Annotated in this window: 23 protein-coding genes; 22 read left to right on the forward strand and 1 reads right to left on the reverse strand. The window is 69.6% G+C overall.

What is annotated here, in order from left to right; translation table 11 throughout:
• Nucleotides 1-77 precede the first annotated feature (77 nt).
• The 20 genes from ACO0E1_RS13935 (at nucleotide 78) to ACO0E1_RS14030 (ending at nucleotide 21009) form a co-directional block, all read left to right on the forward strand.
• Nucleotides 78-464 carry a DUF3040 domain-containing protein gene (locus tag ACO0E1_RS13935; RefSeq protein WP_422874747.1) on the forward strand — a complete coding sequence of 129 codons (387 nt, stop codon included), beginning with the start codon at nucleotides 78-80 and terminating at the stop codon, nucleotides 462-464.
• A 316-nt stretch (nucleotides 465-780) separates the two neighbouring features.
• Nucleotides 781-1212 carry a division/cell wall cluster transcriptional repressor MraZ gene (gene mraZ / locus ACO0E1_RS13940; RefSeq protein WP_144759890.1) on the forward strand — a complete coding sequence of 144 codons (432 nt, stop codon included), beginning with the start codon at nucleotides 781-783 and terminating at the stop codon, nucleotides 1210-1212.
• A gap of 106 nt (nucleotides 1213-1318) precedes the next feature.
• Complete coding sequence (rsmH, locus tag ACO0E1_RS13945; RefSeq protein ID WP_422874748.1) at nucleotides 1319-2272, forward strand: 16S rRNA (cytosine(1402)-N(4))-methyltransferase RsmH; 954 nt, start codon at nucleotides 1319-1321, stop codon at nucleotides 2270-2272.
• A gap of 1 nt (nucleotide 2273) precedes the next feature.
• Nucleotides 2274-2936, forward strand: coding sequence for a cell division protein FtsL (ftsL, locus tag ACO0E1_RS13950; protein ID WP_422874749.1), 663 nt, complete (start codon nucleotides 2274-2276; stop codon nucleotides 2934-2936).
• A 37-nt stretch (nucleotides 2937-2973) separates the two neighbouring features.
• Entirely contained in the window at nucleotides 2974-4743 is a 1770-nt protein-coding gene (locus ACO0E1_RS13955) for a peptidoglycan D,D-transpeptidase FtsI family protein (protein ID WP_422874750.1), read from the forward strand.
• 56 nt (nucleotides 4744-4799) lie between these two features.
• Nucleotides 4800-6422 carry a Mur ligase family protein gene (locus ACO0E1_RS13960; protein WP_422874751.1) on the forward strand — a complete coding sequence of 541 codons (1623 nt, stop codon included), beginning with the start codon at nucleotides 4800-4802 and terminating at the stop codon, nucleotides 6420-6422.
• Entirely contained in the window at nucleotides 6419-7888 is a 1470-nt protein-coding gene (locus tag ACO0E1_RS13965) for a UDP-N-acetylmuramoyl-tripeptide--D-alanyl-D-alanine ligase (protein ID WP_422874752.1), read from the forward strand. Before ACO0E1_RS13960 ends, ACO0E1_RS13965 begins: the two co-directional genes overlap by 4 nt.
• Entirely contained in the window at nucleotides 7885-8988 is a 1104-nt protein-coding gene (gene mraY / locus ACO0E1_RS13970) for a phospho-N-acetylmuramoyl-pentapeptide-transferase (RefSeq protein WP_422874753.1), read from the forward strand. The genes ACO0E1_RS13965 and mraY overlap by 4 nt, the downstream gene beginning before the upstream one ends.
• Nucleotides 8981-10504 carry a UDP-N-acetylmuramoyl-L-alanine--D-glutamate ligase gene (gene murD, locus ACO0E1_RS13975; protein WP_422874754.1) on the forward strand — a complete coding sequence of 508 codons (1524 nt, stop codon included), beginning with the start codon at nucleotides 8981-8983 and terminating at the stop codon, nucleotides 10502-10504. The genes mraY and murD overlap by 8 nt, the downstream gene beginning before the upstream one ends.
• A complete protein-coding gene (gene ftsW / locus ACO0E1_RS13980) occupies nucleotides 10473-11732 on the forward strand; it encodes a putative lipid II flippase FtsW (protein WP_479723423.1) in 1260 nt (419 codons plus the stop codon). Before murD ends, ftsW begins: the two co-directional genes overlap by 32 nt.
• Entirely contained in the window at nucleotides 11729-12868 is a 1140-nt protein-coding gene (locus ACO0E1_RS13985; protein WP_422874756.1) for a UDP-N-acetylglucosamine--N-acetylmuramyl-(pentapeptide) pyrophosphoryl-undecaprenol N-acetylglucosamine transferase, read from the forward strand. The genes ftsW and ACO0E1_RS13985 overlap by 4 nt, the downstream gene beginning before the upstream one ends.
• Nucleotides 12865-14268, forward strand: a complete 1404-nt coding sequence (gene murC / locus ACO0E1_RS13990; protein WP_422874757.1) for a UDP-N-acetylmuramate--L-alanine ligase — start codon at nucleotides 12865-12867, stop codon at nucleotides 14266-14268. The genes ACO0E1_RS13985 and murC overlap by 4 nt, the downstream gene beginning before the upstream one ends.
• Nucleotides 14265-15473 (forward strand): cell division protein FtsQ/DivIB, encoded by a 1209-nt coding sequence (locus ACO0E1_RS13995; protein WP_422874758.1) that lies wholly within the window; start codon nucleotides 14265-14267, stop codon nucleotides 15471-15473. Before murC ends, ACO0E1_RS13995 begins: the two co-directional genes overlap by 4 nt.
• Nucleotides 15474-15632: 159 nt before the next feature.
• Nucleotides 15633-16799, forward strand: coding sequence for a cell division protein FtsZ (ftsZ, locus tag ACO0E1_RS14000; protein ID WP_422874759.1), 1167 nt, complete (start codon nucleotides 15633-15635; stop codon nucleotides 16797-16799).
• A gap of 5 nt (nucleotides 16800-16804) precedes the next feature.
• A complete protein-coding gene (locus tag ACO0E1_RS14005; protein WP_422874760.1) occupies nucleotides 16805-17503 on the forward strand; it encodes a YggS family pyridoxal phosphate-dependent enzyme in 699 nt (232 codons plus the stop codon).
• Nucleotides 17504-17548: 45 nt separating this feature from the next.
• Nucleotides 17549-18130 carry a cell division protein SepF gene (locus ACO0E1_RS14010; protein WP_422874761.1) on the forward strand — a complete coding sequence of 194 codons (582 nt, stop codon included), beginning with the start codon at nucleotides 17549-17551 and terminating at the stop codon, nucleotides 18128-18130.
• A 107-nt stretch (nucleotides 18131-18237) separates the two neighbouring features.
• Nucleotides 18238-18534, forward strand: coding sequence for a YggT family protein (locus ACO0E1_RS14015; RefSeq protein WP_281264191.1), 297 nt, complete (start codon nucleotides 18238-18240; stop codon nucleotides 18532-18534).
• Nucleotides 18535-18729: 195 nt separating this feature from the next.
• Nucleotides 18730-19419, forward strand: coding sequence for a DivIVA domain-containing protein (locus tag ACO0E1_RS14020; protein ID WP_422874762.1), 690 nt, complete (start codon nucleotides 18730-18732; stop codon nucleotides 19417-19419).
• A 1-nt stretch (nucleotide 19420) separates the two neighbouring features.
• A complete protein-coding gene (lspA, locus tag ACO0E1_RS14025; protein ID WP_422874763.1) occupies nucleotides 19421-20083 on the forward strand; it encodes a signal peptidase II in 663 nt (220 codons plus the stop codon).
• The gene (locus tag ACO0E1_RS14030; RefSeq protein WP_422874764.1) at nucleotides 20080-21009 is read left to right on the forward strand and encodes an RluA family pseudouridine synthase; all 930 of its coding nucleotides are present in this window, start codon (nucleotides 20080-20082) and stop codon (nucleotides 21007-21009) included. The genes lspA and ACO0E1_RS14030 overlap by 4 nt, the downstream gene beginning before the upstream one ends.
• Nucleotides 21010-21097: 88 nt before the next feature.
• On the opposite strand, the gene ACO0E1_RS14035 is transcribed toward ACO0E1_RS14030, so the two are convergent.
• On the reverse strand, nucleotides 21098-22522 hold the full coding sequence (locus tag ACO0E1_RS14035; protein WP_422874765.1) for an MDR family MFS transporter: 1425 nt from the start codon (nucleotides 22520-22522) through the stop codon (nucleotides 21098-21100).
• A 60-nt stretch (nucleotides 22523-22582) separates the two neighbouring features.
• On the opposite strand from ACO0E1_RS14035, the gene ACO0E1_RS14040 reads away from it, so the two are divergent.
• Both ACO0E1_RS14040 and dnaE read left to right on the forward strand, forming a co-directional pair.
• Complete coding sequence (locus ACO0E1_RS14040; RefSeq protein ID WP_422874766.1) at nucleotides 22583-23161, forward strand: TetR/AcrR family transcriptional regulator; 579 nt, start codon at nucleotides 22583-22585, stop codon at nucleotides 23159-23161.
• Between the two features lie 168 nt (nucleotides 23162-23329).
• Nucleotides 23330-26812, forward strand: a complete 3483-nt coding sequence (dnaE, locus tag ACO0E1_RS14045) for a DNA polymerase III subunit alpha (protein ID WP_422874875.1) — start codon at nucleotides 23330-23332, stop codon at nucleotides 26810-26812.
• The last annotated feature ends 8 nt before the right edge of the window (nucleotides 26813-26820 follow it).

Below are 26820 nucleotides of genomic sequence, written 5' to 3' on the forward strand. Positions count from 1 at the left end.
CTACCCTAGTGGGTGGCCGAGACATACAATCGGTCCACTGACCACGCGTTGATCCCAGGGACAAAGAGGGAATCAAGATGCCACTCTCGGAGCAAGAGCAGCGACTTCTCGAAGAGATGGAGCGCAGCCTCTACCAGAACGACTCCGACTTCGTGGCGCGCGTCACCCGGCGACAGGGGCGACCGACCTACACGTCGATCACACTCGGTGTCCTGGGCGCGCTCGCTGGAGTCGCCGTCGTCATCCTCGGGTTGGTCATGCGCCAGCCCCTCATCGGCATCGTCGGCTTCGTCGTCATGCTCGCGGGCGTGCTCTTCGCGCTGCGCCCGGGGATGCGAGCGCCGAAGGCCAAGGCCCCCCGGACGCCGTCGTCCGGTGGTGCTCGCGGGTCGTCGGCGTCGGGCGGCTCCTTCATGGACCGCATGAACGACCGCTGGGACAAGCGGAACGACCAGAGTCAGTAGGACTCCACTCCACACTCCTCCACGGGGTCGGCCCACACGGGCCGGCCCCGTTTTTTCGTGCTCGGACGTGCTCGCGCGGCACCCGCCACGCGCCGAGGGCTGCGATAACCCTCCACTTTCCTCCCCAGGTGGCCCAACCCGGAAGAACCGCGGGATTCCGGGCCTGAGCTGCCGACCCAAGGTGATGGGAGCCTCCCGTCTTCGCCCCAAAAGGGGTGTCAGGGGTGTTTTGGGGAGTGGATTTCCACCGCGGTGGAGGGAAGTGGAGTACCGTGGGGCCCATCGACAACCGGTGGAGCTGAGGGGAGGCCCCGACGTGCTGCTCGGTACCCATGCCCCGAAGCTGGACGAGAAGGGTCGCGTGATCCTCCCCGCCAAGTTCCGGGACGAACTGTCCGGGGGTCTCGTGATGACCCGTGGGCAGGAGCGCTGCGTGGTGGTCTTCAGTGCCAGGACGTTCGAGGAACTCCACGAACGCATCCGTCAGGCGCCGATGACGTCGAAGCGCACCAGGGACTACATGCGCCTGTTCCTCTCGGGGGCCAGCGCAGAACAGCCCGACAAGCAGAACCGCGTGACGATCCCGCAGAACCTCCGTGAGTACGCGGGGCTGGAGCGGGACCTCACGGTCATCGGCAGCGGTGACCGTGCCGAGATCTGGTCGACCACCGCGTGGGAGGCCTACTACGCCGAGGCCGAAGAGGCCTTCGCCGAGAACGACGAGGAGGTGATCCCGGGCATCTTCTGATCCGCGGATCGGGACTCCCAGCCGTCCGCCCTGATGCACCTTCCCCGGTGTCAGGTCGGTATGGATGGGGATCCGGACCCGCGGCCCACGAAGAGCAGGGCTGGACATGGCAGAGACCGAACGATTCCCGCACACCCCCGTCATGCTCGAGCGCATCGTCGACCTCTTCACGCCGACGCTCGAGGGACCCGGCAAGGTCGTCGTCGACGCGACGCTCGGCATGGGCGGACACTCCGAGGGGCTGCTCGAGCGGTTCCCGGAGCTGACGCTCATCGGCCTCGACCGCGACACCGACGCTCTCGGCATCGCGGGGGAGCGGCTCGCTCGCTTCGGCGACCGGGTGCGCCTCGTGCACACCGTGTACGACGAGATCGTCGACGCGATCCGCGGTGAGGGCTTCGACGAGGTGGACGGCGTGCTGTTCGACCTCGGCGTCTCGTCGCTGCAGCTGGACCGTGCCGAGCGAGGCTTCGCCTACAGCCAGGACGCGCCGCTCGACATGCGGATGGACCGGACGCAGGGCATCACCGCCGCCGAGGTCCTCGCCGAGTACGACGAGGGCGAACTCCGGCGGATCTTCCAGCGCTACGGCGAGGAGAAGCTCGCCGGCCGGTACGCCAAGGCCATCGTCGAGCGCCGTGCCGAGACGCCGTTCACGATGTCCGGCGACCTCGTGCAGGTCCTCCACGACGCCACCCCCGTGGCGATCCAGCGGCAGGGCCACCCGGCGAAGCGCGTGTTCCAGGCGCTCCGCATCGAGGTCAACACGGAGCTCAGCGTGCTCGAGCGGGCGATCCCCGCGGCACTCGACTCCATCGCCGTGGGTGGCCGCATCGTCGTCGAGTCGTACCAGTCGCTCGAGGACCGCATCGTCAAGCGGGCCCTCGTCAAGCGGACGACCTCGAGCGCACCGGCGGACCTGCCCGTGGAGCTCCCCGAGCACGCCCCCACCTTCTCCCTGATCGTCAAGGGCGCGGAACTGGCCGACGAGGCCGAACGCGCCGCCAACCCCCGAGCAACACCCGTGCGACTCCGCGCGGCCGAGCGGATCCGGAAGTGACATGAGCACGAACCTCGCACTCGTCGACCCCGTCGTCGCCCCGTCGCGCGCACCGCGCCCGTCCCGCAACCGACCGGAGCTCGTCGAGGTCACCCCGACCAGGGCACAGCGTCGAGCACGTCCGCGCATCGCCTACGCGATCGTGGCGGTCGCGGCGCTCGGCATCCTGCTCCTGGCGCAGCTCGGCATCAGCATGGTGCTCAGCCAGGGCGCCTACGAGCTGAACTCGCTCACGGCGGAGCAGACCAAGCTCAGCCGCACCCAGCAGTCGCTGTCCGAGGACCTCCGGGTGCTCGACTCGCCGCAGAACCTGGCGCGCAACGCCCAGGCCCTCGGGATGATCGCGAACTCGACGCCGGTGTACCTCGACCCGAAGACCGGCCGGGTGTACGGCACGCCCACCCCGGCGACCCCGGACGAGGCGACGGGCAACACCGCGAACCAGGTCCCCAACTCGCTGCTCGACGACGTCCCCCTGGTCGCGAAGCAGGGTGACACGTCGACCAGCAAGGAGAACGGGGCGGCGACCGGATCGACGGACAGCTCGGCGACGGCCACGGACGACGCTGGGAACACGAGCGGCGCCAGCGCGTCGGACTCGGGTTCGTCCAAGTCGTCCGTAGAGTCCGACCCGAACCAGCTCCAGGCGCCGTCCACCAGGTGACCACGGGGTCAGTACCGCCCGGGAAGGACCGCACCGCGTGACGAAGACGATCCGCAACCGTCGACTCCGATACAGCGTCGTGATCGTCGCCGTGATCGCCCTCGTGGCGGTGTTCGTGATCCGCCTGGTCGACATCCAGGTCGTGCAGGCGGCCGAGCTCAACAAGGCCTCCAGCGCCAAGCGCAGCATCCCCGTGACGCTGTACGGCGCGCGCGGGTCGATCGTCGACCGGAACGGCACCGAGCTCGCCGACAGTGTCACGCGGTACAACATCACGACGGCCCCGCGCCTGGTGAAGGACTTCGAGGGCAAGCTCGGCGGGACCCGCACGAAGGACATCACCGTGTCCGATGCACTGAAGGCGATCGCCGACGCGTCCGGTGGGGACGCCGCAGCGATGCAGAAGGCCATCGAGGCGAACCCGAAGTCGGACTTCGCCTACCTGGTCAAGGGGCTCGACGTGAAGCACTACGAGGCGGTCCAGGCCCTCGACGTACCGTGGCTGTACCCGCAGCAGCAGTCCGCCCGGACGTACCCGACCGGTGCGACGACGGGCAACATCACCGGGTTCATGGGCACCGACGGCGCCCAGGCCGGTCTGGAGTACGCGTACAACAAGTGCCTCGCCGGCACGAACGGCTCCGAGACGTACGAGCGCGGTGAGGACGGTGTGCAGCTCCCGGGCAGCACGGTCACCACGAAGGAAGCCAAGGACGGCGGCACGCTCGAGACCACGATCGACAGCGACCTGCAGTACATGGCCGCGCAGGACATCGCCGACGCCGCGCAGCAGCTCGGTGCGGTGTCCGCGACCGCCACGGTGGTGAAGGCGAAGACCGGCGAGGTGCTCGCGGTCGCCGACTACCCGACGGTCGACCCGAACAACGTCGACGGCACGACCGACAAGGGCGCGTTCGGGTCCAGGGCGTTGACCGACACGTACGAGCCGGGGTCGACGATCAAGGCGGCCATCGCGGCCGCGCTGATCGACCAGGGCAAGGCCACCCCGACGACCGGTGTCACCGTGCCGTACTCACGCACGTTCCCGTGGGGCGGCACGATCCACGACTCCGAGTTCCACGAGACCGAGAACCTGACGCTCACGGGCATCCTCCGCGACTCGTCGAACGTCGGCATCACCGAGCTCGGCTCCCGCCTGACCGAGCAGCAGCGCTACGACGTCATGAAGAAGTTCGGTCTGTTCCAGCCGGAGTCCGCGATCGACTACCCGGGTCAGCCCGGGATGCAGTACGGGGCGAGCCCGAACTGGGACCAGCAGACGGACATCAACTCGATGTTCGGGCAGGGCATCTCGACGACGGCCATGCAGGTCGCCAGCATCTACCAGACCATCGCCAACGACGGTGTCCGCATCCCGCTGCACTTCGTCAAGGGCTGCACCACGGCCGACGGCACCACGATCGACGCGCCCGACGTGCAGAGTGAGCGCGTCGTGTCCGCGAACGCGGCGACCCAGGTCACCGACATGCTGCAGAGCGTGGTCACGGGTGGCACGCTCGTGGGCATGAAGCCGATCTCCGGCTACAACATCGCCGCGAAGACGGGGACCGCCGAGGTCGCCGAGGGCTCGAAGGGCTACGGCTCGGAGCGCATCACCTCGGTGGCCGGAATGGCACCCGCGGAGGACCCCCAGTATGTTGTCACGGTGACGTTCACGAAGCCGCAGGCCAACAAGTGGTCCAGCGGAGCGGCTCCGGCGTTCCGCACACTCATGTCCCAGGTGCTCGAGAAGTACCGTGTCGCCCCCTCCACGACCGAGGCACAGACTTATCCATCGACGTGGTAGGCCTACCCGTCGACGTGGTAGACGCACCCGTCCACGTGGAGAGGAAGAAGGAGCACTTGTCCGCACGGATCCCCCCGGTCCTCCGACCCGAACACCCGACCCCGAGGGCCGTGGCCGAGCTGGCCAACGCCTTCGGCCTGCGGGTCGTCGGTTCGCTCGACGCGGTCGAGACGACCGGTGTCACGCTGAGCGCTGCCGAGGTGCAGCCGGGTGACCTGTTCGTCGGCGTGCACGGTGCGAACCGGCACGGCGCGGAGTTCGCGACTCAGGCAGCCGAGCGCGGTGCCGTCGCGGTCCTGACCGATGCCGACGGCGTGGCACTGGCCCAGCCGTCCGGGCTGCCGGTCCTGGTCGTCGACGACCCCCGAGCGGCGCTCGGCGACGTCTCGGCGTGGGTCTACCGCACGCACCCGGACGAGGCGACCGACCTGCCGCAGCTCTTCGCGGTCACGGGCACGAACGGCAAGACCAGCACGTCCTACATCCTCGAGGGGATCCTCAAGCAGCTCGGCCTGGTCTCCGGCCTCAGCTCCACCGCGGAGCGCCACATCGGCTCGCTCAGCGTCACGAGTCGGCTCACGACCCCCGAGGCGAGCGAGATGCACGCGCTCCTCGCCCGCATGCGCGAGAGCGAGGTCCGCGCGGTCGCCGTCGAGGTGAGCGCGCAGGCCCTCAGCCGGCACCGTGTCGACGGCATCGTCTTCGACGTCGTGGCGTTCACGAACCTCAGCCACGACCACCTCGACGACTACGCCGACATGGAGGAGTACTACCAGGCGAAGCTGCCGCTGTTCCAGCCGGAGCACGGTCGTCGCGGCGTCGTCTCGCTCGACACCGACTGGGGTCAGCGCGTCGTCCAGGACTCCCGCATCCCCGTCACGACGATCACCGTGCACCCCGAGGTCGATGCCGAGTGGCACGTCGACATCGTCGACGCGCACGCCGCGTACACGGAGTTCCGTCTGACCGGCCCCGAGGGTCGCGAGCTCACCACCCGTGTGCCCCTCATCGGCTGGCACATGGCCGCGAACGCCGCGCTGGCCATCGTGATGCTCGTCGAGGGCGGGTTCGAGCTGGGCGCCATCGCGCACGCGCTCGAGAGCAACCACCGGCACTACGAGGACGGTGCAGACCAGACGGTCAGCGCCATCGAGTGCTACCTGCCCGGCCGCACCGAGCGGGTCTCCGGCGACCGCGGGCCGAGCGTCTACGTGGACTTCGGGCACAGCCCCGACGCGTTCCTCAACACCCTCGCCGCCGTGCGCCAGTTCACCCCCGGCAAGGTCGTCATGCTGTTCGGCGCCGACGGCGACCGCGACACGACGAAGCGCGGCGACATGGCCCGCGTCGCGGCCGAGGGCTCCGACATCCTCGTCGTGACCGACCACCACCCCCGCTTCGAGGACGCCGCGTCCATCAGGAAGACCCTGGTCGACGCCGCTCGCGAAGCGTTCCCGGACCACGAGATCCACGAGGTCAGCCCGCCGGAAGCGGCGATCCGCACCGCGGTGGGACTCGTCGGCGAAGGGGACTCGATCCTGTGGGCCGGCCCCGGTCACCAGGACTACCGCGACATCCAGGGGGTCAGGACCCCGTACTCCGCCCGCGACGAGGCCCGTGCGGCCCTCCGCGAGGCCGGCTGGGAGCCGAACGCCGGCCCGGTGGAGGAAGTGCGATGATCGCCCTCTCCCTCGCCGAGATCGCCGCCGCGGTCGACGGCGAGCTCGTTCGCGGTGCCGCCGAGACGGTCGTGGACGGCTCCGTCGAGACCGACTCCCGTCTGGTCGGCGCCGGCAGCGTCTTCTTCGCCCTGCTCGGCGAGGAGACCGACGGACACCGGTTCGTGCCGTCGGCCGCCGAGTCCGGTGCAGCCCTCGTGATCACCGAACACGAGACCGAGCTGCCGGACGGCTCCGCGACCGCTCAGATCGTCGTCGCCGACGGGTACGCCGCCCTCGCCGCACTGGCACACGAGGTGGTCGCCCGCGTCCGTGCCGGTGGCGACCTCAAGGTCGTCGGGATCACCGGATCGAACGGCAAGACGAGCACGAAGAACATGCTGCGGACCATCCTGCAGCAGCACGGCGAGACCGTCGCGCCGGAGGGGTCGTTCAACAACCACGTCGGCGCACCGATCTCGATGCTCCGGATCACGCACGACACGCGCTACCTGGTCGTCGAGATGGGTGCGAGCGGCATCGGCCACATCGCCGCGCTCGTCCGCATCGCCGAACCCGACGTCGGTGTCGTCCTCAAGGTCGGCCTCGCCCATGCTGGGGAGTTCGGCGGCATCGAGGCGACGCAGCGCGCGAAGTCCGAGATGGTCACCGACCTGCCGGCCAGCGCGACCGCGCTCCTCAACGTCGACGACGACCGCGTCGCCGCCATGCGCGGCCTCACGGCCGCATCCGTCGTGGGCTTCGGCACGTCGGACGACGCCGACTACCGCCTGTCCGGTGTGTCCACGGACCGCGACGGCACGCGCTTCACGCTCACCGCGCCTCCCGTCCGACCTGACCAGGACCAGGACCAGGACCGGCCAGGAGGCTCGGGGCAGGTCCCCGAGACCGTCGACGTCAGCCTCGCCATCCTGGGCGAGCACCACGCGATGAACGCGACGGCCGCGCTGACCGTCGCGCACCGCTGGGGTGTGCCACTGGCCGACGGCGCCGCCGCGCTCGCGTCGATGACGCGCGCCGAGCGCTGGCGCATGGAGCTCCTCCAGGGCGGTCCGGACGGCGTCACCGTGATCAACGACGCGTACAACGCGTCGCCGGACTCGACCGCCGCTGCGCTCCGCACCCTCGCGCAGATCGTGCGCCCGGGGGAGCGGACCATCGCCGTGCTCGGCGAGATGGCCGAGCTCGGGGAGTACTCCGTCGAGGAGCACGACCGCATCGGTCGGCTCGTCGTGCGTCTCGGCATCGGACAGCTCGTGGTCGTCGGCCGCGGCGCGATGCCCATCCACCAGGCCGCCACCCTCGAGGGATCGTGGGACGGCGAGTCCGTGTTCATCGAGGACGTCGACGACGCCGTCCACACCCTGCAGGAGATGGTCCGCCCCGGCGACGTCGTCCTCGTCAAGTCCTCGAAGTCGGCCGGGCTGCGATTCCTCGGCGACCGTCTCGGAGGTGTCTCCGTATGATCGCCCTCTTGATCGCCGGCGCCGTGTCGCTGGTGTTCACACTGCTGCTCACGCCCTTGTTCATCAAGCTGTTCCACCGTCTCGGCTGGGGACAGTTCATCCGCGACGATGGGCCGCAGTCGCACCACACCAAGCGCGGCACCGCGACGATGGGCGGCATCGTCCTGATCCTCGGCACGGTGCTCGGGTACTTCGTCGGTCACCTGATCGGGCGGGACTCGATCACGCTGTCCGGCGTGCTCGTGCTGTTCCTGATGGTCGGGCTCGGGCTCGTCGGCTTCGTCGACGACTTCCTCAAGGTCCGGCGCCAGCGCAGTCTCGGTCTCGGCGGATGGGCGAAGATCCTCGGCCAGGTCATCGTCGGCGTCATCTTCGCCACGATCGCGCTCGTCGTCCCGAGCGGGAACGGCAAGCCGCCGGCATCGACGATGGTGTCCGCGATCCGCGACATCCCGTGGCTCGACTTCATGGCGCTCGGGACGGTCATCGGCACGATCCTGTTCCTGGCGTGGATCGTCTTCCTGACGGTCGCGACGTCGAACGGCGTGAACGTGGCCGACGGCCTGGACGGGCTCGCGACCGGATCGAGCATCCTCGCGATCGGGTCCTACGTCATCATCTCGTTCTGGCAGTCCAACCAGATGTGCGGCGGTGCGCGGCTCGACGCGAGCACGGAGCACGCCTGTTACACGGTGGCGAACCCGCTCGACCTCGCGGTCGTGGCGGCCGCGGTCTGCGGCGGCCTGATCGGGTTCCTCTGGTACAACACGTCCCCCGCGCAGATCTTCCTCGGCGACACCGGCTCGCTCGGCCTCGGTGGCGCGCTGGCCGGTCTCGCGATCCTCAGCCGCACCGAGCTCCTGCTCATCCTGATCGGCGGCCTGTTCTTCATCGTCACCGGCTCGGTCATCCTGCAGCGGGCGTACTTCAAGATCACGGGCGGCAAGCGCATCTTCCGGATGAGTCCGCTCCACCACCACTTCGAGCTCAAGGGCTGGGCGGAGGTGACGGTCGTCGTGCGGTTCTGGATCATCGCCGGACTCTGCGTCGCGGCCGGCATCGGCCTCTTCTACCTGGAATGGATCGCGCGCGTTGGCTGACCGTCTGGATGGTCTCGACAGCTGGTACTCGGAGGGCTGGAAGGGCCTCGACGTCGCCGTGCTCGGCCTCGGCGCGACCGGCTTCTCGGTCGCGGACACGCTCGTCGAGCTCGGCAGCACCGTCACGGTGTACTCCACGGACGCGCCGTCGGACAGCGTCGAGCTCCTCGCGGTGATCGGGGCCCGCTTCGTGCAGACGCCGCTCGACGTGGTGCCCGCAGCGCTGCAGGAGCAGGCACCGGACCTCGTCGTGGTCTCGCCGGGCCTGCCGCCGCACAACCCGACCGTGCGGTGGGCGGTGGAGCACAGCAGCGTCTGGGGCGACATCGAGCTCGCCTGGCGCGTACGCGACAAGGTCGTCCGCGGCCCGGTCGCCGCGCCGTGGGTGACGATCACCGGGACCAACGGCAAGACCACCACGACGCAGCTCACCACCGCGATGTACGAGGCCGAAGGACTGCGCGCGGTCGCCTGCGGCAACATCGGCGTGCCCGTGCTCGACGTCGTGCGCGACCCGGACGGCTTCGACGTCCTGGTGGTCGAGCTCTCCAGCCACCAGCTGCACTACATGGCCGACTCCGGCGACGGCGCGGTGCTGCCGCTCGCGTCGGCGTGCCTGAACATCGCCGACGACCACCTCGAGTGGCACGGGTCCGCCGCGGCCTACCGCGCCGCGAAGGCGAAGGTCTACGAGCGGACCGTCTTGGCGTGCGTGTACAACGTCACCGACGAGGTGACCCGCGCGATGGTCGAGGACGCCGACGTCGTGGAGGGCTGCCGTGCCGTGGGCTTCACTCCTGGCATCCCCGCACCCGGCGAGGTCGGGGTCGTCGAGGACGTGCTCTGCGACCGGGCCTTCACCGAGGACCGGCAGAAGAGCGCGCTCGAGCTGGCCACGCACGCCGACCTCGAGCAGGCCGGGCTCGCGAGCCCGCACATGACGATGAACGTCCTGGCCGCCGCTGCCCTGGCCCGTGCCGGTTCCGTCCGCCCGAGCTCGATCCAGAGCGCGGTGCAGGCCTTCCGCGCCGACCACCACCGCACCGAGCTCGTGGCGACGGCCGACGGCATCGCCTGGGTCGACGACTCGAAGGCCACGAACCCGCACGCCGCGACCGCGTCGCTGTCGTCGTTCGAGTCCGTGGTCTGGGTCGTCGGCGGCCTGTTCAAGGGCGTCGACATCGACGGGCTGGTCGAGCGCTTCGGCCCCACCGCACGCGGCGTCGTCGTGATCGGGACCGACCGAGGCCCCGTGCTCGAGGCATTCGCGCGACACGCGCCGTCGGTGCCCGTCCTGCAGGTCGAAGCATCGGACACTGATCAGGTCATGCCCGAGGCGGTCCGGCATGCCGCGTCGGTCGCGAGACCGGGCGACACGGTCCTCCTCGCCCCGGCTGCAGCGTCGTTCGACCAGTTCGGCTCCTACGCGGACCGAGGCGAGCGCTTCGCGGCGGCGGTCCACGAGCACCTGGGAGGAAACGCCGATGGCGACGACGGATCTTCCGAACGGCCGTAGCGGCCGCGTGACCACGTCCACCCAGAACGCCGCACGTCGCACGAACGGCGCGGTCGTCGCCGTCAAGAACGTCTTCGTCGCCGAGTCCAGCTCGTTCTACACGATCCTCGGTGTCACCCTGTTCCTCGTCGTCTTCGGCGTCGTGATGGTGCTGTCCTCGTCGAGCGTCGAGCAGTACAAGGAGACGCACGACTTCTTCGGCGCCTTCACCAGGCAGGGCATGTACGCGATCATCGGTGTTCCGCTCATGCTCATCGCGAGCCGCATCCCGACGGCGTTCTGGCGGCGGTACTCGCGCTGGGTGATCGTGCTCGGGCTCATCGTGCAGGCCGCGGTCGTCCTCACGCCGCTCGGCTACTCGATCCAGGGCAACCGGAACTGGATCAAGCTCGGCTCCTTCACCGCGCAGCCGTCCGAGATCCTGAAGCTCGCACTCGTGCTCGGCATCGGCACGATCATCTACCAGAAGCGGAACCGCCTGGACGAGTGGAAGCAGATCCTGCCGCCCATCGCCCTCGTCGTGGCCGGCGCGATCGGCCTGGTGCTGTTCGGCGGAGACCAGGGAACGGCGATGGTCATGATGATCCTGGTCTTCGGCGCGATGTTCGTCGGTGGGGTCCGCCTCCGCCACCTCGGGATCGGTGTCGGCGCGATCCTCGTCCTCCTGCCGTTCGTCACCATGGCGTCGAGTTCCCGGTCGTCCCGCATCAGCGCGTGGCTCTCCGGCTGCACCGACACCAGCCAGTACCAGGACCTCTGCTGGCAGCCGGTCCACGGCATGTGGGCACTGGCCTCCGGTGGGGTGTTCGGCGTCGGGCTCGGCAACTCCAAGGCGAAGTGGTCCTGGCTGCCGGAGGCCGACAACGACTACATCTTCGCGATCATCGGTGAGGAGCTCGGCCTCATCGGCGCCGTCGTGGTGCTCGCCCTCTTCGTGGTGCTCGCCATCAGCATGGTCCGCATCATCCGCGTGTCCGACGACGCCTTCGTCCGGACGGTCACCGGCGGTGTGCTCGCCTGGATCATCGGGCAGGCACTCGTCAACATCGGCGTCGTCCTCGGGCTGCTGCCCGTGCTCGGCGTGCCGTTGCCGCTCATCTCCGCCGGTGGATCCGCGCTCATCATGACCCTGGTCGCGATCGGCGTCGTGCTGTCCTTCGCCCGCGAACTCCCCGGGAAGCACGGTCTGCCCCGGACGAACGACCTTCGGAACGGATCCCTCCGGTGAGCACCTACCTCTTCGCCGGCGGCGGCACCGCCGGACACGTCAACCCCCTGCTCGCGGTCGCGGACCGGCTGACCGAGCGTTCCCCGGAGGACTCCGTCATCGTGCTCGGCACCGCGGAGGGACTCGAGTCGCGACTCGTCCCGATGCGCGGCTACGAGCTGCTGACCATCCCGCGGCTGCCCTTCCCGCGGAAGCCGAACGCCGCGGCGCTGCGGTTCCCGACGGCGTTCTGGGCGGCGGTCAAGCGCACCGAGCAGATCATCCGCGAGCGAGAGGTCGACGTGGTCCTCGGCGTCGGCGGCTACGCGTCCGCACCGGCGTACATCGCCGCGAAGCGGACCGGCACGCCGATCGTCGTGCACGAGCAGAACGCCAAGCCCGGGCTGGCGAACCGGCTCGCCGCCTTCCTGACCAAGTACGTCGGCGTGACGTTCTCGAACACCCGCCTCCGGAACTCGCGCGTCGTCGGCATGCCGCTGCGGCGCGAGATCGAGTCGCTCGACCGCCGGGCGAGCCGTGCGGAGGGCCTGGCCGAGTTCGGCCTCGACCCCGCACGACCGGTGCTGCTCGTCACCGGCGGGTCGTCCGGCGCCCGGAGCATCAACCGCACGATCAACCGTACCGCCGCGACGATCGTCGGTGCCGGCTGGCAGGTCCTGCACGTCGTCGGCGGCAAGTCGGACATCGGTCCGAGCGAACTCGACGGGTACACGGTCCTGCCGTACTGCGACCGGATGGACCTGGCGTACGCCGCGTCCGACTTCGTGGTCTCGCGCTCCGGCGCCGGCATGGTCTGCGAGCTCACGGCCGTCGGGCTGCCGAGCGTCCTGGTGCCGTACCCTGTCGGCAACGGCGAGCAGCGGCACAACGCCCGCGACGTCGTCGGCGCCGGGGGAGCGGTGCTCGTCGCGGACGAGGAATTCGACCAGGACTGGGTGACGTTCCAGCTGCTGAGCATCCTGCAGGACCGCTCCCGCATCGCGAACATGGCGGTGCAGGCCGGCAGCGTCGGCCACCGCGACGGCGCGGACCGGATGACCGACCTCGCCCTCGACGCAGCGCGAGCGAGCAGCAGGAGCGCCAGCAGCACGAACGCGAGCAGCACGGACACCGGCAGCACCACGGAGGAACCATGACCATCAAGCCGGACCTGACCCAGCCGATCCCGGACGACCTCGGCACGGTCCACTTCGTCGGCATCGGCGGCTCCGGCATGAGCGGCATCGCCCGGATGTTCCTGGCAGCAGGACACACCGTCACGGGCAGCGACTCCCGCGAGACCGCGACGACCGGTCGGATGCGCGAGCTCGGTGCCGACGTCCGCATCGGGCACGACGCCGCGAACGTCGGCGATGCCGACACGATCGTCGTGACGAGTGCGCTCTGGCCGGACAACCCCGAGCTCCTCGAGGCGCAGCGCCGCGGACTGCCGGTGCTGCACCGCTCCCAGGCACTCGCCGCGTTGATCGCCGAGCACCGGCTGGTCGCCGTCGCCGGGGCACACGGCAAGACCACCTCGACGGGCATGATCGTCACCGCGATGGTCGAGCTCGGCCTGGACCCGAGCTTCGTCAACGGCGGCGTGATCCAGTCCCTCGGCACCAGCTCGGCCCCCGGTTCGAGCGACCTGTTCGTGGTCGAGGCCGACGAGTCCGACGGCTCCTTCCTGCTCTACGACGTCGCCGTCGCGCTCATCACGAACGTCGACGCCGACCACCTCGACCACTACGGCAGCGAGGACGCCTTCATCGACGCCTTCGTCGAGTTCGCGGCGAAGGCGAGCGAGACCGTGGTCGTGTCGAGCGACGACGCCGGCGCGAAGCGCGTGACCGATGGTGTCCGCTCCCGACCGGACGCCCCGGCGATCACCACGTTCGGCGAGGCCGCCGACGCCGACGTCCGCATCGAGCGCATCGTCGAGTCAGCCGGCGTCGAGGTCGACTTCCGGGCGGCGGGCGAGTCCCACCACCTGACCCTCCGCGTCCCCGGCCGGCACAACGCCATCAACGCCGTCGGCGCCTTCGCGGTGCTCACCGGCCTCGGCGTCGCCCCCGCCGACGCGATCCGCGGCATCGAGGCCTTCGGTGGTACCGAGCGTCGCTTCGAGCTGCACGGCGTCGAGCGCGGCGTCTCGGTCTACGACGACTACGCCCACCACCCGACCGAGGTCGCCGCGGCGCTCAAGGCGGCGAGGAACGTCGTCGGCGACGGCCGGATCATCGCGATCCACCAGCCGCACCTGTACTCGCGCACCCAGCTGATGGCCGGTGACTTCGCGAAGGTCTACGAGGAACTCGCGGACCACACCGTCGTGCTCGACGTCTACGGCGCGCGGGAGGACCCGGTCCCCGGCGTCACCGGCGCACTCGTCCAGGAGCGCTTCGCCGACCAGTCCCGCGTCGAGTTCCTGCCCGACTGGGCAGAGGCGTCCGCGCGCGCGGCGGCGGTCGCCCGTGACGGCGACATCATCATGACGCTCAGCTGCGGCGACGTGTACCGCATCATCCCGCAGGTCCTCGAGGCGCTGTCGCGGTGAAGCGACCAGAGGGCTTCGACGAGGGTCCGGCCCAGCCGGAGGCCCCGGTCGAGCACGACCGCGCACCGCGTGAGCGACGGGTACCGCGCCTCCCGCGGCTGCCCGTCCGCCGTGGTGCCGGCACCGATCAGGAGGCCCGGCCCACCCCCGCAACGTCGGATCCCGCACCGACGGACCCGGCTCCGGCGACCACCGGACTCCGCGCATCGCACCCCGTTGCGGACGTCGCGCCCCGACGCGACGGGGCGCGACGTCCGCAGGAGGGCGCGACGTCGGACGCCGGCGCGCTCGGCGAGCACGAGCACGAGCGCGAGCACGGCGATCGTGAGCACGTCGCGACCGTGACGGACGTGGTCGACGCGACCACTGCCTCCCGTCCGGAGCACGCCGAGGAGACGCCCATCGGCGCCCGCGTCCGCGCCGCGGAGACCGCGCGCGAAGCACGCGTCGCCCGCAAGCGCCGGAAGCTCCTCGAACGAGCCGAGGTCCGTCGATTCACCCGCCGCTCGCGCCACCGTCGCGTCGCGTGGGCCACGGCGGGGGGTGTGGTCGTCGTCCTCGGCGTCTCCATCCTCGTCGCCGTGTACTCGCCGCTGATGGCCCTGCGGACGATCGAGATCAAGGGCACCAGCCGTGTCGACGACGCGGCGCTCCGCCAGGCCCTGTCCGAGCAGATCGGCACGCCGCTCGCCCGGCTCGACTTCGGTGCGATCAAGAAGGACATCGCGGGCTTCCCGCTCATCGAGAGCTACGTCACCGAGGAGGAGCCGCCGAACACGCTCGTCGTCACCGTGACCGAGCGCTCCCCGGTCGTCGCCGTGAAGACCGGCGACTCGTTCTCGCTCGTCGACCCCGCCGGCATCGTCGTGCAGTCCTCGCCGACGCAGCCGGACACGATGCCCCTGGCGGACATCGGTTCCGCGAAGCTCGGGTCGAGCGTGTTCCGCACCATGACCGAGGTCGTCCTCGCGCTGCCGTCCACGGTCCGCTCGCAGGTGTCCGGGGTCTCGGCCACCACGGCGGACGACGTCACGCTGACCATGAAGGACGGCTCCCGGGTCGTGTGGGGGAGCCCGGACGAGTCCGACGCCAAGGCCGCACTGCTCGACGCCCTCGTGAAGGACCACGCGACGCGCGACCCGAGCACCGCGGTCGAGTACGACGTCTCCGCACCGGACAACGGCATCATCCGCGCCCAGTCGTAGGCTGGCCGGGGAATTGCGGGACCGCATCTCCCGACACGCGGCGTGGCGGCACGACAGCGCAGCGAGCGCACCCGTAGCGTCGTTGCAAGCACCACACCTAGCAGCAAAGACCCTGAACTTCAAGTAGAGGTTGAGGGTTCAACCGGAGGCCGGACTGACGTGACCACGAACCACAACTACCTCGCCGTCATCAAGGTCGTCGGTGTCGGCGGCGGCGGCGTCAACGCCGTCAACCGCATGATCGAGCTGGGCCTCCGTGGGGTCGAGTTCATCGCGATCAACACCGACGCCCAGGCCCTGCTGCTCAGCGACGCCGACGTCAAGCTCGACGTCGGTCGCGAGATCACCCGCGGCCTCGGCGCCGGCGCGGACCCCGAGGTCGGCCGTCGTGCCGCCGAGGACCACGCCGAGGAGATCGAAGAGGCCCTCGCGGGTGCCGACATGGTGTTCGTGACCGCCGGCGAGGGTGGTGGCACCGGGACCGGTGGCGCGCCCGTCGTCGCCCGCATCGCGAAGTCGATCGGTGCGCTCACCATCGGCGTCGTCACGAAGCCGTTCAGCTTCGAGGGCAAGCGCCGGCAGTCGCAGGCCGAGAACGGTGTGGCCGGGCTCAAGGACGAGGTCGACACGCTCATCGTCGTGCCGAACGACCGCCTGCTCGAGATCTCCGACCGTGGCATCTCCATGGTCGAGGCGTTCGCGACCGCCGACCAGGTGCTCCTCGCCGGTGTCCAGGGCATCACCGACCTGATCACGACCCCGGGTCTGATCAACCTCGACTTCGCCGACGTCAAGAGCGTCATGCAGGGTGCCGGTTCGGCGCTCATGGGCATCGGGTCCTCGCGGGGAGCCGACCGTGCCATCAAGGCCGCCGAGCTCGCCGTCGCGTCTCCGCTGCTCGAAGCCTCGATCGACGGTGCGCACGGCGTGCTGCTCTCGATCCAGGGCGGCTCGAACCTCGGCATCTTCGAGATCAACGACGCCGCGCGTCTCGTGCAGGAAGCCGTGCACCCCGAGGCGAACATCATCTTCGGTGCCGTCATCGACGACACGCTCGGCGACGAGGTCCGCGTCACGGTCATCGCGGCGGGCTTCGACGGTGGCGAGCCGACGCAGCAGCTCAAGGAGCGTCGCTCGAGCTGGGTCGACCCCGAGGGCGGCTCGACCGTGCCGGTCGCCACCGGCTCGACCGGTTCCATCGAGGACTCGACCACCTCGTCGCCGTCCTGGGCGTCGCAGGAGCACGAGCCGCCGGCGCAGCGCGCTGCCGACCCGGCCTTCGACGGCGACGACGACGAGCTCGACGTCCCCGACTTCCTGAAGTAGTCCTCTTGTCGGACGCTCCCACGAGCCTCCAGGACCGGTTGGCCCGCGTCCGCGACGGCATCGCCGACGCGGCGCGGGCCGCTGGCCGTGATCCCGGCGAGCTCACGCTCGTCGTGGTGACCAAGTACCACCCGGCGTCGCTCGTCCGCGAACTCGCCGCACTCGGCGTCACCGACGTGGGGGAGAACCGCCACCAGGAGGCACAGGCCAAGGCGGCGGAGCTCGCCGACCTCGACCTGACGTGGCATTTCGTCGGACAGCTGCAGTCGAAGAAGGCGCGCCAGGTCCGCCGGTACGCGCACGTGGTGCAGTCGCTCGACCGCGGTTCGGTCGTCGACGCGTTCGCCCCGACCGAGTCCGAGCCCGAGCCTCCCGTGATCGACGGCTTCGTGCAGGTCAACCTCACCGACGACCCCGGTCGTGGTGGGGTGGCGCCCGACGACGTCGAGGCGATGGTGGAGCGAATCGTGGGCACCGGCACGATCGCCCTGCGGGGCGTGATGGCCGTCGCACCGCTCGACGAGGAGCCCCGTCCGGCCTTCGCCCGGCTGCGGTCGATCTCCGAGCGCGTGCAGCGGATCGTGCCGACCGCGACGGACATCTCCGCCGGCATGAGCGGCGACTTCCCCGACGCCGTGCTCGAGGGCGCGACACACCTACGGATCGGCACGGCAATCACCGGAAACCGCCCGGTCTCGCCCTAGCCTCGTCGCAGGGCATCCACGAGCACGAACACCACTGGAGGAACCATGGCCGGTCCGTTGAAGAAGACGATGGTGTACCTCGGCCTCGCCGACGAGGAACTCGAGTACGAGGACGAGCAGCAGCAGGCGTCGCCGGCCCAGGCGCGCGCACAGCAGCAGCAGCCGGCACCTCCCGCGGTGCAGCACGAGGCAGCACCGGCAACGGCCCCCGCCGCCGCACCGGCAGCCACGGCGACCGCCCCCGCTCCGGCCGAGCCGAAGCACACCCACCAGCGCGGCGCCCAGGTCACCCCGCTCCGCCGCTCGCACACGACCGCACAGAAGGCGACCCCGGTCCAGGAAATGAACGAGATCCTCACCGTCCACCCGCGCGAGTACAAGGACGCCCAGTCCATCGCCGAGAGCTTCCGCGACGGGATCCCCGTCATCATCAACCTCTCGCAGATGACCGAGGCCGACGCCCGCCGCATGATCGACTTCGCGAGCGGCCTGTCCCTCGGCCTCTACGGCAAGATCGAGCGCGTCACCAACAAGGTGTTCCTGCTCTCCCCGGCGCACGTCGCAGTGAGCGGTGAGGCGCCCGAGGTAGAGTCCGACATCGAGGCGTCCTTCTTCGCCCAGTCCTGAGTCGTCGCGTCGCTCGGTCCTCGTGACCGTGTGGCGCCGCCCAGGCCCACCCGCCCCGTACGCGGTGCTCTCCGGACACCACGTACCCGAGACGAGCGAGCCGCACCGTGTCCGTGATCTTCACGATCCTGTACTTCCTCCTCCTGCTGTACTTCTTCGTGCTCTGGGGGCGGTTCGCGCTCGACATGGTGCAGGCGTTCAACCGGTCGTGGCGTCCCCGCGGCGGGATGCTCGTCGTCGCCGAGTTCGTCTACACGTTCACGGACCCGCCGATCCGAACGGTGCGCCGCGCCCTCCCGCCACTGCGGATGGGCGCCGTCGCACTCGACTTCGGCTGGTCCATCGTGATGCTCGTCACGATCATCCTGATGAGCATCGTGCGGGTCATCTCGGTCACGGTCTGACCCGCAGCACCCGGTCCACGTCGTCCGCGACGCGCCACGCCCAGGTCATGATCACGGATCGGGCCCCGCGTCGGTGTACGGTGGTCGGGATCGATGCCCGCTCCGGTGGGCATCCGCACCGGGAGTCTCGCCTGGTACATTCGCAGCGAGACGTTTCGGTTCCACACGTTCAGCAGTTCTATTGAGGTGACGGCAATGGCTTTGACGCCGGAAGACGTAGTCAACAAGCGGTTCCAGCCGACCAAGTTCCGCGAGGGCTACGACCAGGACGAGGTCGACGACTTCCTCGACGAGGTCGTGGTCGAGCTGCGTCGCCTGACCCAGGAGAACGACGAGCTCCGTCAGCGCCTGCAGGCAGCCGAGTCCGCGCCGAAGTCGGCCGAGACCGAGCAGCCCGCCCCCGCGGCCGAGCCCGAGCCGGAGCCGGCCCCCGTCGCCGCCGCTCCCGAGCCCGCACCGGTGGCCGCTGCTGCAGCCCCGGCCGCCACGGTCAGCGCGGACGAGGACACCGAGGGCACCACGAACCTCCTGACGCTCGCGCGTCGTCTCCACGAGGAGCACGTCCGCGAAGGCATCGAGAAGCGCGACGCGCTCATCGCCGAGGGCCAGGCCCAGGCCGCGCGCCTCGTCTCCGATGCCGAGGCCAAGCAGCGCCAGATCATCGCCGACACCGAGAACACCAACCGTCAGCGTGTCGCGGTGCTCGAGCAGGAGCGCACGCAGCTCGAGGGCAAGATCGACGAGCTCCGCACGTTCGAGCGTGACTACCGCGCCCAGCTGAAGAGCTACATCCAGAGCCAGCTCAGCGAACTCGACTCCTCGTCGGGCACCGAGCAGTCTGGTCTCACCCCGGCGCCGGCATCGGCGCAGGGCTTCGGCAACTGATTTGTCCCAGCAAGACCAACGAGCGAAGGTCAGTGTCCGCGCGATCGCGGCACTGGCCTTCGCCGCTGTCGTGGTAGTGGCGTTCGACCAGGTCGTGAAGGCCCTCGTCGTCGCGAACCTGCCGTACGGTCAGGTCGTCCCCGTGCTCGGGAACGCCCTGCAGTTCCTCTACGTCAGGAACCCCGGTGCCGCGTTCTCGTTCGCGGTCAACATGACCTGGGTGTTCTCGATCGTCTCCGCGGCCGTCGTGGTCGCGATCATCGTCTTCGCGCGGCGCATCCGCTCGATGTGGTGGGCGATCGTGCTCGGCATGCTGCTCGGAGGCGCGCTCGGCAACCTGAGCGACCGGCTCTTCCGTGAACCCGGGTTCGGGCAGGGGCACGTCGTCGACTTCATCTCGACGCCGTGGATGATGCCGGCGATCTACAACATCGCGGACTCGTTCATCTGCATCAGCATGGTGATCTTCGTGCTGTTGGTCGTCTTCGGGGTGAACCTCGACGGCACCAGGACGGTCTCGTCCAAGAAGGGCGGCCAGGAGGCCCGTGGCGACGCCGCCACGGACGCTGCGGTCGTTCCTCCGGTTGCGTCCACCGACGTGGCGGAGCCGACCCGAGCCTCCCGTCATCCTTCTTCCGACTCGCTGGGGCACGACGCGACGTGACCGAGTCGCGTTCCCTGCCCGTCCCGGACGGGCTCGCCGGTGAGCGTGTCGACGCAGCCATCGCCAAGCTCCTCGGCTTCAGCCGGTCCTTCGCGGCGGACGTCGTCGCGGCCGGGGGCGTGCGCGTCGACGGCGCCGTCGTCGACAAGTCCGACCGGCTCCACGCGGATTCCTGGCTCGAGGTCGAATGGACCCCGAAGGAAGCGCCGCGGATCGTCCCCGCGGTCGTGCCCGGCATGACGATCGTCCACGACGACGAGGACATCGTCGTCGTGGACAAGCCCGTCGGCGTGGCCGCGCACCCGTCTCCAGGCTGGGACGGTCCGACGGTCCCCGGTGGCCTCGCCGCCGCCGGGTTCACGATCGCGACGTCCGGCGCCGCCGAGCGTGCGGGCATCGTGCACCGCCTCGACGTCGGCACCTCGGGGCTGATGGTCGTCGCGAAGACCGAACTCGCGTACACGCACCTCAAGCGTGCGTTCAAGGAGCGCACGGTCGAGAAGGTGTACCACGCCCTCGCGCAGGGGCACCCGGACCCGACGTCCGGCACGGTCGACGCGCCCATCGGACGGCACCCCTCCAGCGACTGGAAGTTCGCGGTCACCTCCGACGGCAAGCCGAGCGTGACGCACTACGAGACGCTCGAGGCGTTCCGGTCGGCGACCCTGCTCGAGGTGCACCTCGAGACCGGGCGGACGCACCAGATCCGCGTGCACATGGCCGCGACCAGGCACCCGCTGGTCGGCGACACGATGTACGGCGCGGACCCGGTGCTCGCCGAGTCGCTCGGGCTGACGCGGCAGTGGCTCGACGCCGTCCGGCTCGGGTTCGCGCACCCGCGGACCGGCGACTGGGTCGAGTTCCAGGCCGCGTACCCCGACGACCTGGCGGCCGCACTCGAGAAGATCCGCAGCGCGTCGGTCTGATCGCGCTGACGCGTCTGGCGGTCGTTCGGGCTGCCCGTCGAGTGCGCAGTCGTGGCGGCCCGCCACTCGGTCGAGCCGCCACTGCTGCTCACTCGACGGTGCTGGGTGCGGGCTGTCGGGCGGGCGCGGACGCGGGTGTCGGCGTCTCGCCACCGGCTGCCTGACGGCCGGGCAGCACCAGCGCGACCACCGTCGCGACCCCGGTGATCCCGATCGCCCACCAGAACGCCTGCTGGAAGGCTGCAGCCGCGTCGCCCCCGGCTGCGACGCCCGAGAGCACGACGGCGAGCACGGCAGTCCCGAACGCGCCGCCGAGCTGCTGGGCGAGTCGGGTGATGGTGCTGGCGTGCGGCATCTCCGGTCGGTCGAGCCCGACGAAGCCGACGGCCATGATCGGGATCATCACGGCGCCGAGGCCGAGTCCGCGGACCACGAGGACGAGTGCGATCCACCACTCGTTCGTGGAGCCGTCCGCGAACGCGAAGGGGATCGTCGCCGCGAGGACCACGGCGAACCCGACGACCGCGACCAGCCGTGCGCCGATCCGGTCCGTGAGGCGTCCGGCGAGCGACCGGCTGAGCAGCGAGCCGACGCCCTGCGGGATGAGCAGCAGCCCCGCGCCGAGCGCGTCCGTCCCGCGCAGCTCCTGGAACGACAGCGGCAGCAGGAGCATCCCGCCGTACAACGCCGCGCCCATCAGGAACATCAGCGTGGCCGCGGCGGCGAGCGGGCGGTGTCGGAGCAGGGCGAGGTCCACCAGGGCGGCGCCCCGGCGGCGTGTGGCCCAGAGGACGAACGCGGCGAGCAGGACGACGCCGGCGCCGAGGGGTGCCCACACGTCGAACCGGGCGAAGCCGTCCGGCCGGCTGGCGTTGCTCAGTCCGTAGAGGACGCCGACGACGGCGGGGGAGAGCAGCACGAGGCCCACGGCGTCCAGCCGCGCCGTGCCGACCGGTCCGTCCGCCGGCATGAACCGCCACGCGAGGACGAGTCCGGCGACCGCGAACGGCACGTTCACCCAGAACAGCCACGGCCAGCTGCCGGCACCGAGGATGAGCCCGCCGATGACCGGGCCGAGGATCGGCCCGAGCGCGGTGGGCAGCGACGCGACCGCCATGAGCTTGCCGACGTTCCGTCCACCGGCCGCCTGCATCAGGAGCGTGGTCAGCAGCGGCATCATCGCGCCGGCGCCGACGCCCTGGACGACGCGGAACACGATGAGGCTCGGCGCGTCCCACGCGAAGGAGCACAGGATGCTGCCGACCAGGAAGACCACGAGCGACGCCATCCAGAGGCGCCGCCCGCCGACGCGGTTCTGCAGCCACCCGACGAGGGGCACCGTGACGCCCATCGCGAGGAGGTAGCCGGTGCTGACCCACTGGATGGTGTCGACGCTGGTGTGCAGGTCGCGGCTGAGGGTGTGCAGCGCCACGCTCACGATCGTCGAGTCGAACAACGGTGCCATCGCACCGACGACCAGCGCGATGGCCAGTCTGCTGAGGTTCTTGTCCATTGGAGATACGCTCCCGTTTCTTGTTGGCGCCAAGCTACTGCGGCGCGTTAAGATACGCAAGTGGATCTTGCAAGGACACGGCGCCGCGGTGCCGAGCTCGAGTCGGCGCTGCTCGACGCCGCCTGGCAGGAGCTCGAGCAGGTGGGCTACGCCGGGCTGACCTACGAGGGCGTCGCCGCGCGCGCCGAGACCTCGAAGCCCGTGCTCTACCGCAGGTGGCCGACGAAGGTGGACCTCGTGCTCGCGGCGCTGCAGCACGCCGGGCTGTTCGAGCGTCGTCCCGTCGTGGACACCGGATCGCTCCGTGGGGACATCCTCGCCGCTCTGCGGGACTTCAACGCGGCGCGGTCCGACTTCATCACCGTGATCAGCCTGTACATGTCGAACATCAACGCCGACACCGGACTGTCCCCGGCAGACCTCCGGTCGCGGTTGCTGGGCGGCCGGACGACCATCGGCAGGGTGTTCCTCGAGCGCGCGGCGGACCGTGGCGAGATCCCGGCCAGGGACTGGCCGGAGGGACTGGTGTCGCTGCCGTCCGACCTGATGCGGCACGACCTCGTGATGACGCTGAAACGGGTGCCCGACGCGCGGATCCTCGAGATCGTCGACGACATCTGGTTGCCGCTTATCCGCTGAGTTCCGCGCCGGGAGCGGCGCCGTCCGGGCTGGGATCGGTGCCGTCGGGGCCGCGGTTGTCGCCCGTCGCGGTTAGGCTGTTCCCACCCCGCAGCAGCGTCACCAACCGGAGGTTCCGTGTCGGATTCCGACTCCTTCGTCCACCTGCACGTGCACAGCGAGTACTCGATGCTCGACGGTGCCGCGCGACTCAACGACCTCGTCGCCGAGACCGCGGCGCAGGGCATGCCGGCCGTGGCGGTGACCGACCACGGCAACATGTTCGGGGCGTTCGAGTTCTGGAAGGCCGCGAAGGCCGGTGGCGTCAAACCCATCATCGGGACAGAGGCGTACATCACGCCCCGCACGCACCGCACCGACAAGACCCGTGTGCGCTGGGGCGACGGCGGCGGGGACGACGTCTCCGGTGCCGGTTCGTACACGCACATGACGATGTTCGCCGAGAACACGACCGGCATGCACAACCTGTTCCGGCTGTCGTCGAAGGCCTCGATCGAGGGCTACTACTTCAAGCCGCGCATGGACATCGAGCTCCTGCAGGAGTACCACGAGGGCATCATCGCCACGACGGGTTGCCCGTCCGGCGAGATCCAGACGCGCCTGCGCCTCGGGCAGTACGACGAAGCGATCAAGGCGGCTGCGGACTACCGCGACATCTTCGGCAAGGAGAACTACTTCGCCGAGGTGATGGACCACGGGCTCGAGATCGAGCGCCGGGTGATGAGCGACGTCATCAAGATCGCGAAGGACCTCGGCATCCCGCTGGTCGGCACGAACGACCTGCACTACACGCACTCCCACGACGCCAAGTCGCACGCGGCACTGCTCTGCGTGCAGTCCGGCTCGACCCTCAACGACCCGAACCGCTTCAAGTTCGACGCCGACGAGTTCTACCTGAAGACCCCGCAGCAGATGCGGCACGTGTTCCGCGACAACCTCGACGCGTGCGACAACACCCTGCTGATCGCCGAACGGTGCAACGTCGAGTTCGACACCTCGGCGAACTACATGCCGAAGTTCCCGGTGCCGGAGGGCGAGACCGAGCACTCCTGGTTCGAGAAAGAGGTGGCGAAGGGTCTGCAGTACCGGTACCCGGACGGCATCTCCGACGAGGTCCAGGCCCGCGCCGACTACGAGGTCGGGATCATCAACCAGATGAACTTCCCCGGCTACTTCCTCGTGGTCGCCGACTTCATCAACTGGTCGAAGGACCACGGCATCCGCGTCGGCCCCGGGCGTGGTTCCGGTGCCGGCTCGATGGTGGCGTACGCGATGCGCATCACCGACCTCGACCCGATCCGGCACGGGCTGATCTTCGAGCGCTTCCTCAATCCCGACCGCGTCTCGATGCCCGACTTCGACGTCGACTTCGACGACCGGCGCCGCGGTGAGGCGATCAAGTACGTCACCGAGAAGTACGGTTCCGAACGCGTCGCGCAGATCGTCACCTACGGCACGATCAAGGCGAAGCAGGCGCTCAAGGACTCCTCGCGCGTCCTCGGGTTCCCGTTCGGGATGGGCGAGAAGCTCACCAAGGCGATGCCGCCGCCCGTGATGGGCAAGGACATCCCGCTGACCGGGATCTTCGACAAGAACCACCCGCGCTACAAGGAAGCCGTCGACGTCCGCACCGTGGTCGAGACCGACCCGGAAGCCAAGACGGTGTTCGACACCGCTCTCGGGCTCGAGGGGCTGAAGCGCCAGTGGGGCGTGCACGCGGCCGGCGTCATCATGTCGAGCGACCCGCTGATCGACATCATCCCGATCATGAAGCGGGAGCAGGACGGCCAGATCGTCACGCAGTTCGACTACCCGGCATCGGAGTCGCTCGGCCTGATCAAGATGGACTTCCTGGGCCTCCGGAACCTCACGATCATCAGTGACGCCCTCGACAACATCAAGGCGAACCGCGGCATCGAACTCGACCTCGAGACCATGGGGCTCGAGGACCCCGAGGCGTACGCGCTCCTGCAGCGCGGCGACACCCTCGGCGTCTTCCAGCTCGACGGCGGCCCGATGCGTGGCCTGCTGCGGCTGATGAAGCCCGACAACTTCGAGGACATCTCCGCGCTCATCGCCCTGTACCGTCCGGGCCCCATGGGTGCGAACTCGCACACGAACTACGCGCTCCGCAAGAACGGCGAGCAGGCGATCACGCCGATCCACCCGGAGCTCGAAGAGCCGCTCAAGGACATCATCGGCACGACCTACGGCCTGATCATCTACCAGGAGCAGGTCATGGCCATCGCGCAGAAGGTCGCGGGGTTCTCCCTCGGCCAGGCGGACATCCTCCGTCGCGCGATGGGCAAGAAGAAGAAGTCCGAGCTGGACAAGCAGTACGCGGGCTTCGAGAAGGGGATGCAGGACAACGGCTACTCGGCCGCTGCGATCAAGACGCTGTGGGACATCCTGCTGCCGTTCTCCGACTACGCGTTCAACAAGGCGCACTCCGCGGCGTACGGCGTGGTGTCGTTCTGGACCGCGTACCTCAAGGCCCACTACCCGGCCGAGTACATGGCGGCACTGCTGACGAGTGTCGGCGACGCCCGCGACAAGCTCGCGCTGTACCTCAACGAGTGCCGTCGCATGGGCATCAAGGTCATGCCGCCGGACGTCAACGAGTCGATCGGCTTCTTCGCGGCCGTCGGCGACGACATCCGCTTCGGCATGGGCGCGATCCGGAACGTCGGGTTCAACGTCGTCGACGACATCGTGAAGGCCCGCACCGAGAAGGGCGCGTTCGACTCGTTCCACGACTTCCTCCGCAAGATCCCGATCTCGTCCGCGAACAAGCGGACCGTCGAGTCGCTGATCAAGGCCGGCGCGTTCGATGAGTTCGGCGACACCCGACGGGCCCTCGTGGAGATCCACGAAGGCGCGGTCGAGGCGGCGGTGAAGGTCAAGCGCGACGAGGTGCACGGCAACGTCGGGTTCGACTTCGACTCGCTCTTCGCCGAGGTCGCCGAGGAACAGCCCTCGATGACCGTGGTGTCGCAGGTGCCCGACCGCCCGGAGTGGTCGAAGCGCGACAAGCTGGCGTTCGAGCGCGACATGCTCGGGCTCTACGTCTCCGACCACCCGCTCGCCGGGCTGGAGATCGAGCTCGCGAAGCACCAGTCGGTCACCATCGCGGACCTGATCGGCATGGACGACTCGGTCGAAGGCGAGACGGTCACCGTGGCCGGCCTGCTGACGAGCGTGCAGCACCGTGTCGCGAAGACGAGCGGCAACCCGTACGGCATCGTCCAGATCGAGGACTTCGGCGGCGAGATCGGCGTGATGTTCCTCGGCAAGACCTACCAGGAGTTCGGTCCGTCGCTCGTGGCCGACTCGATCGTCGTGCTGCGTGGTCGTGTCAACGTCCGCGACGACGGCAAGGCACTGCACGCGGTGAGCATGTTCCAGCCGAACCTCGGCGACGTCATGGGCTCCGGCCCGCTGACGCTGAGCGTGCCGGAGCGCCAGGCGACGACCGAGATCGTCACCGAGCTCGCCGCCGTGCTCGGTCGGCACAGCGGCGACACCGAGGTCCGGCTGAAGCTGCTCAAGGACGACGTCGCCCGGACGTTCGAGCTGCCGTTCCCGGTGAACCTCACCCCGGACCTGTTCGGCGAGCTGAAGAGCCTGCTCGGTCCGCGCTGTCTGGTGTAGGGGAGTCG

The sequence above is a fragment of the Curtobacterium guangdongense genome, from assembly GCF_049341845.1.
Classification (GTDB): Bacteria; Actinomycetota; Actinomycetes; order Actinomycetales; family Microbacteriaceae; genus Curtobacterium; species Curtobacterium guangdongense.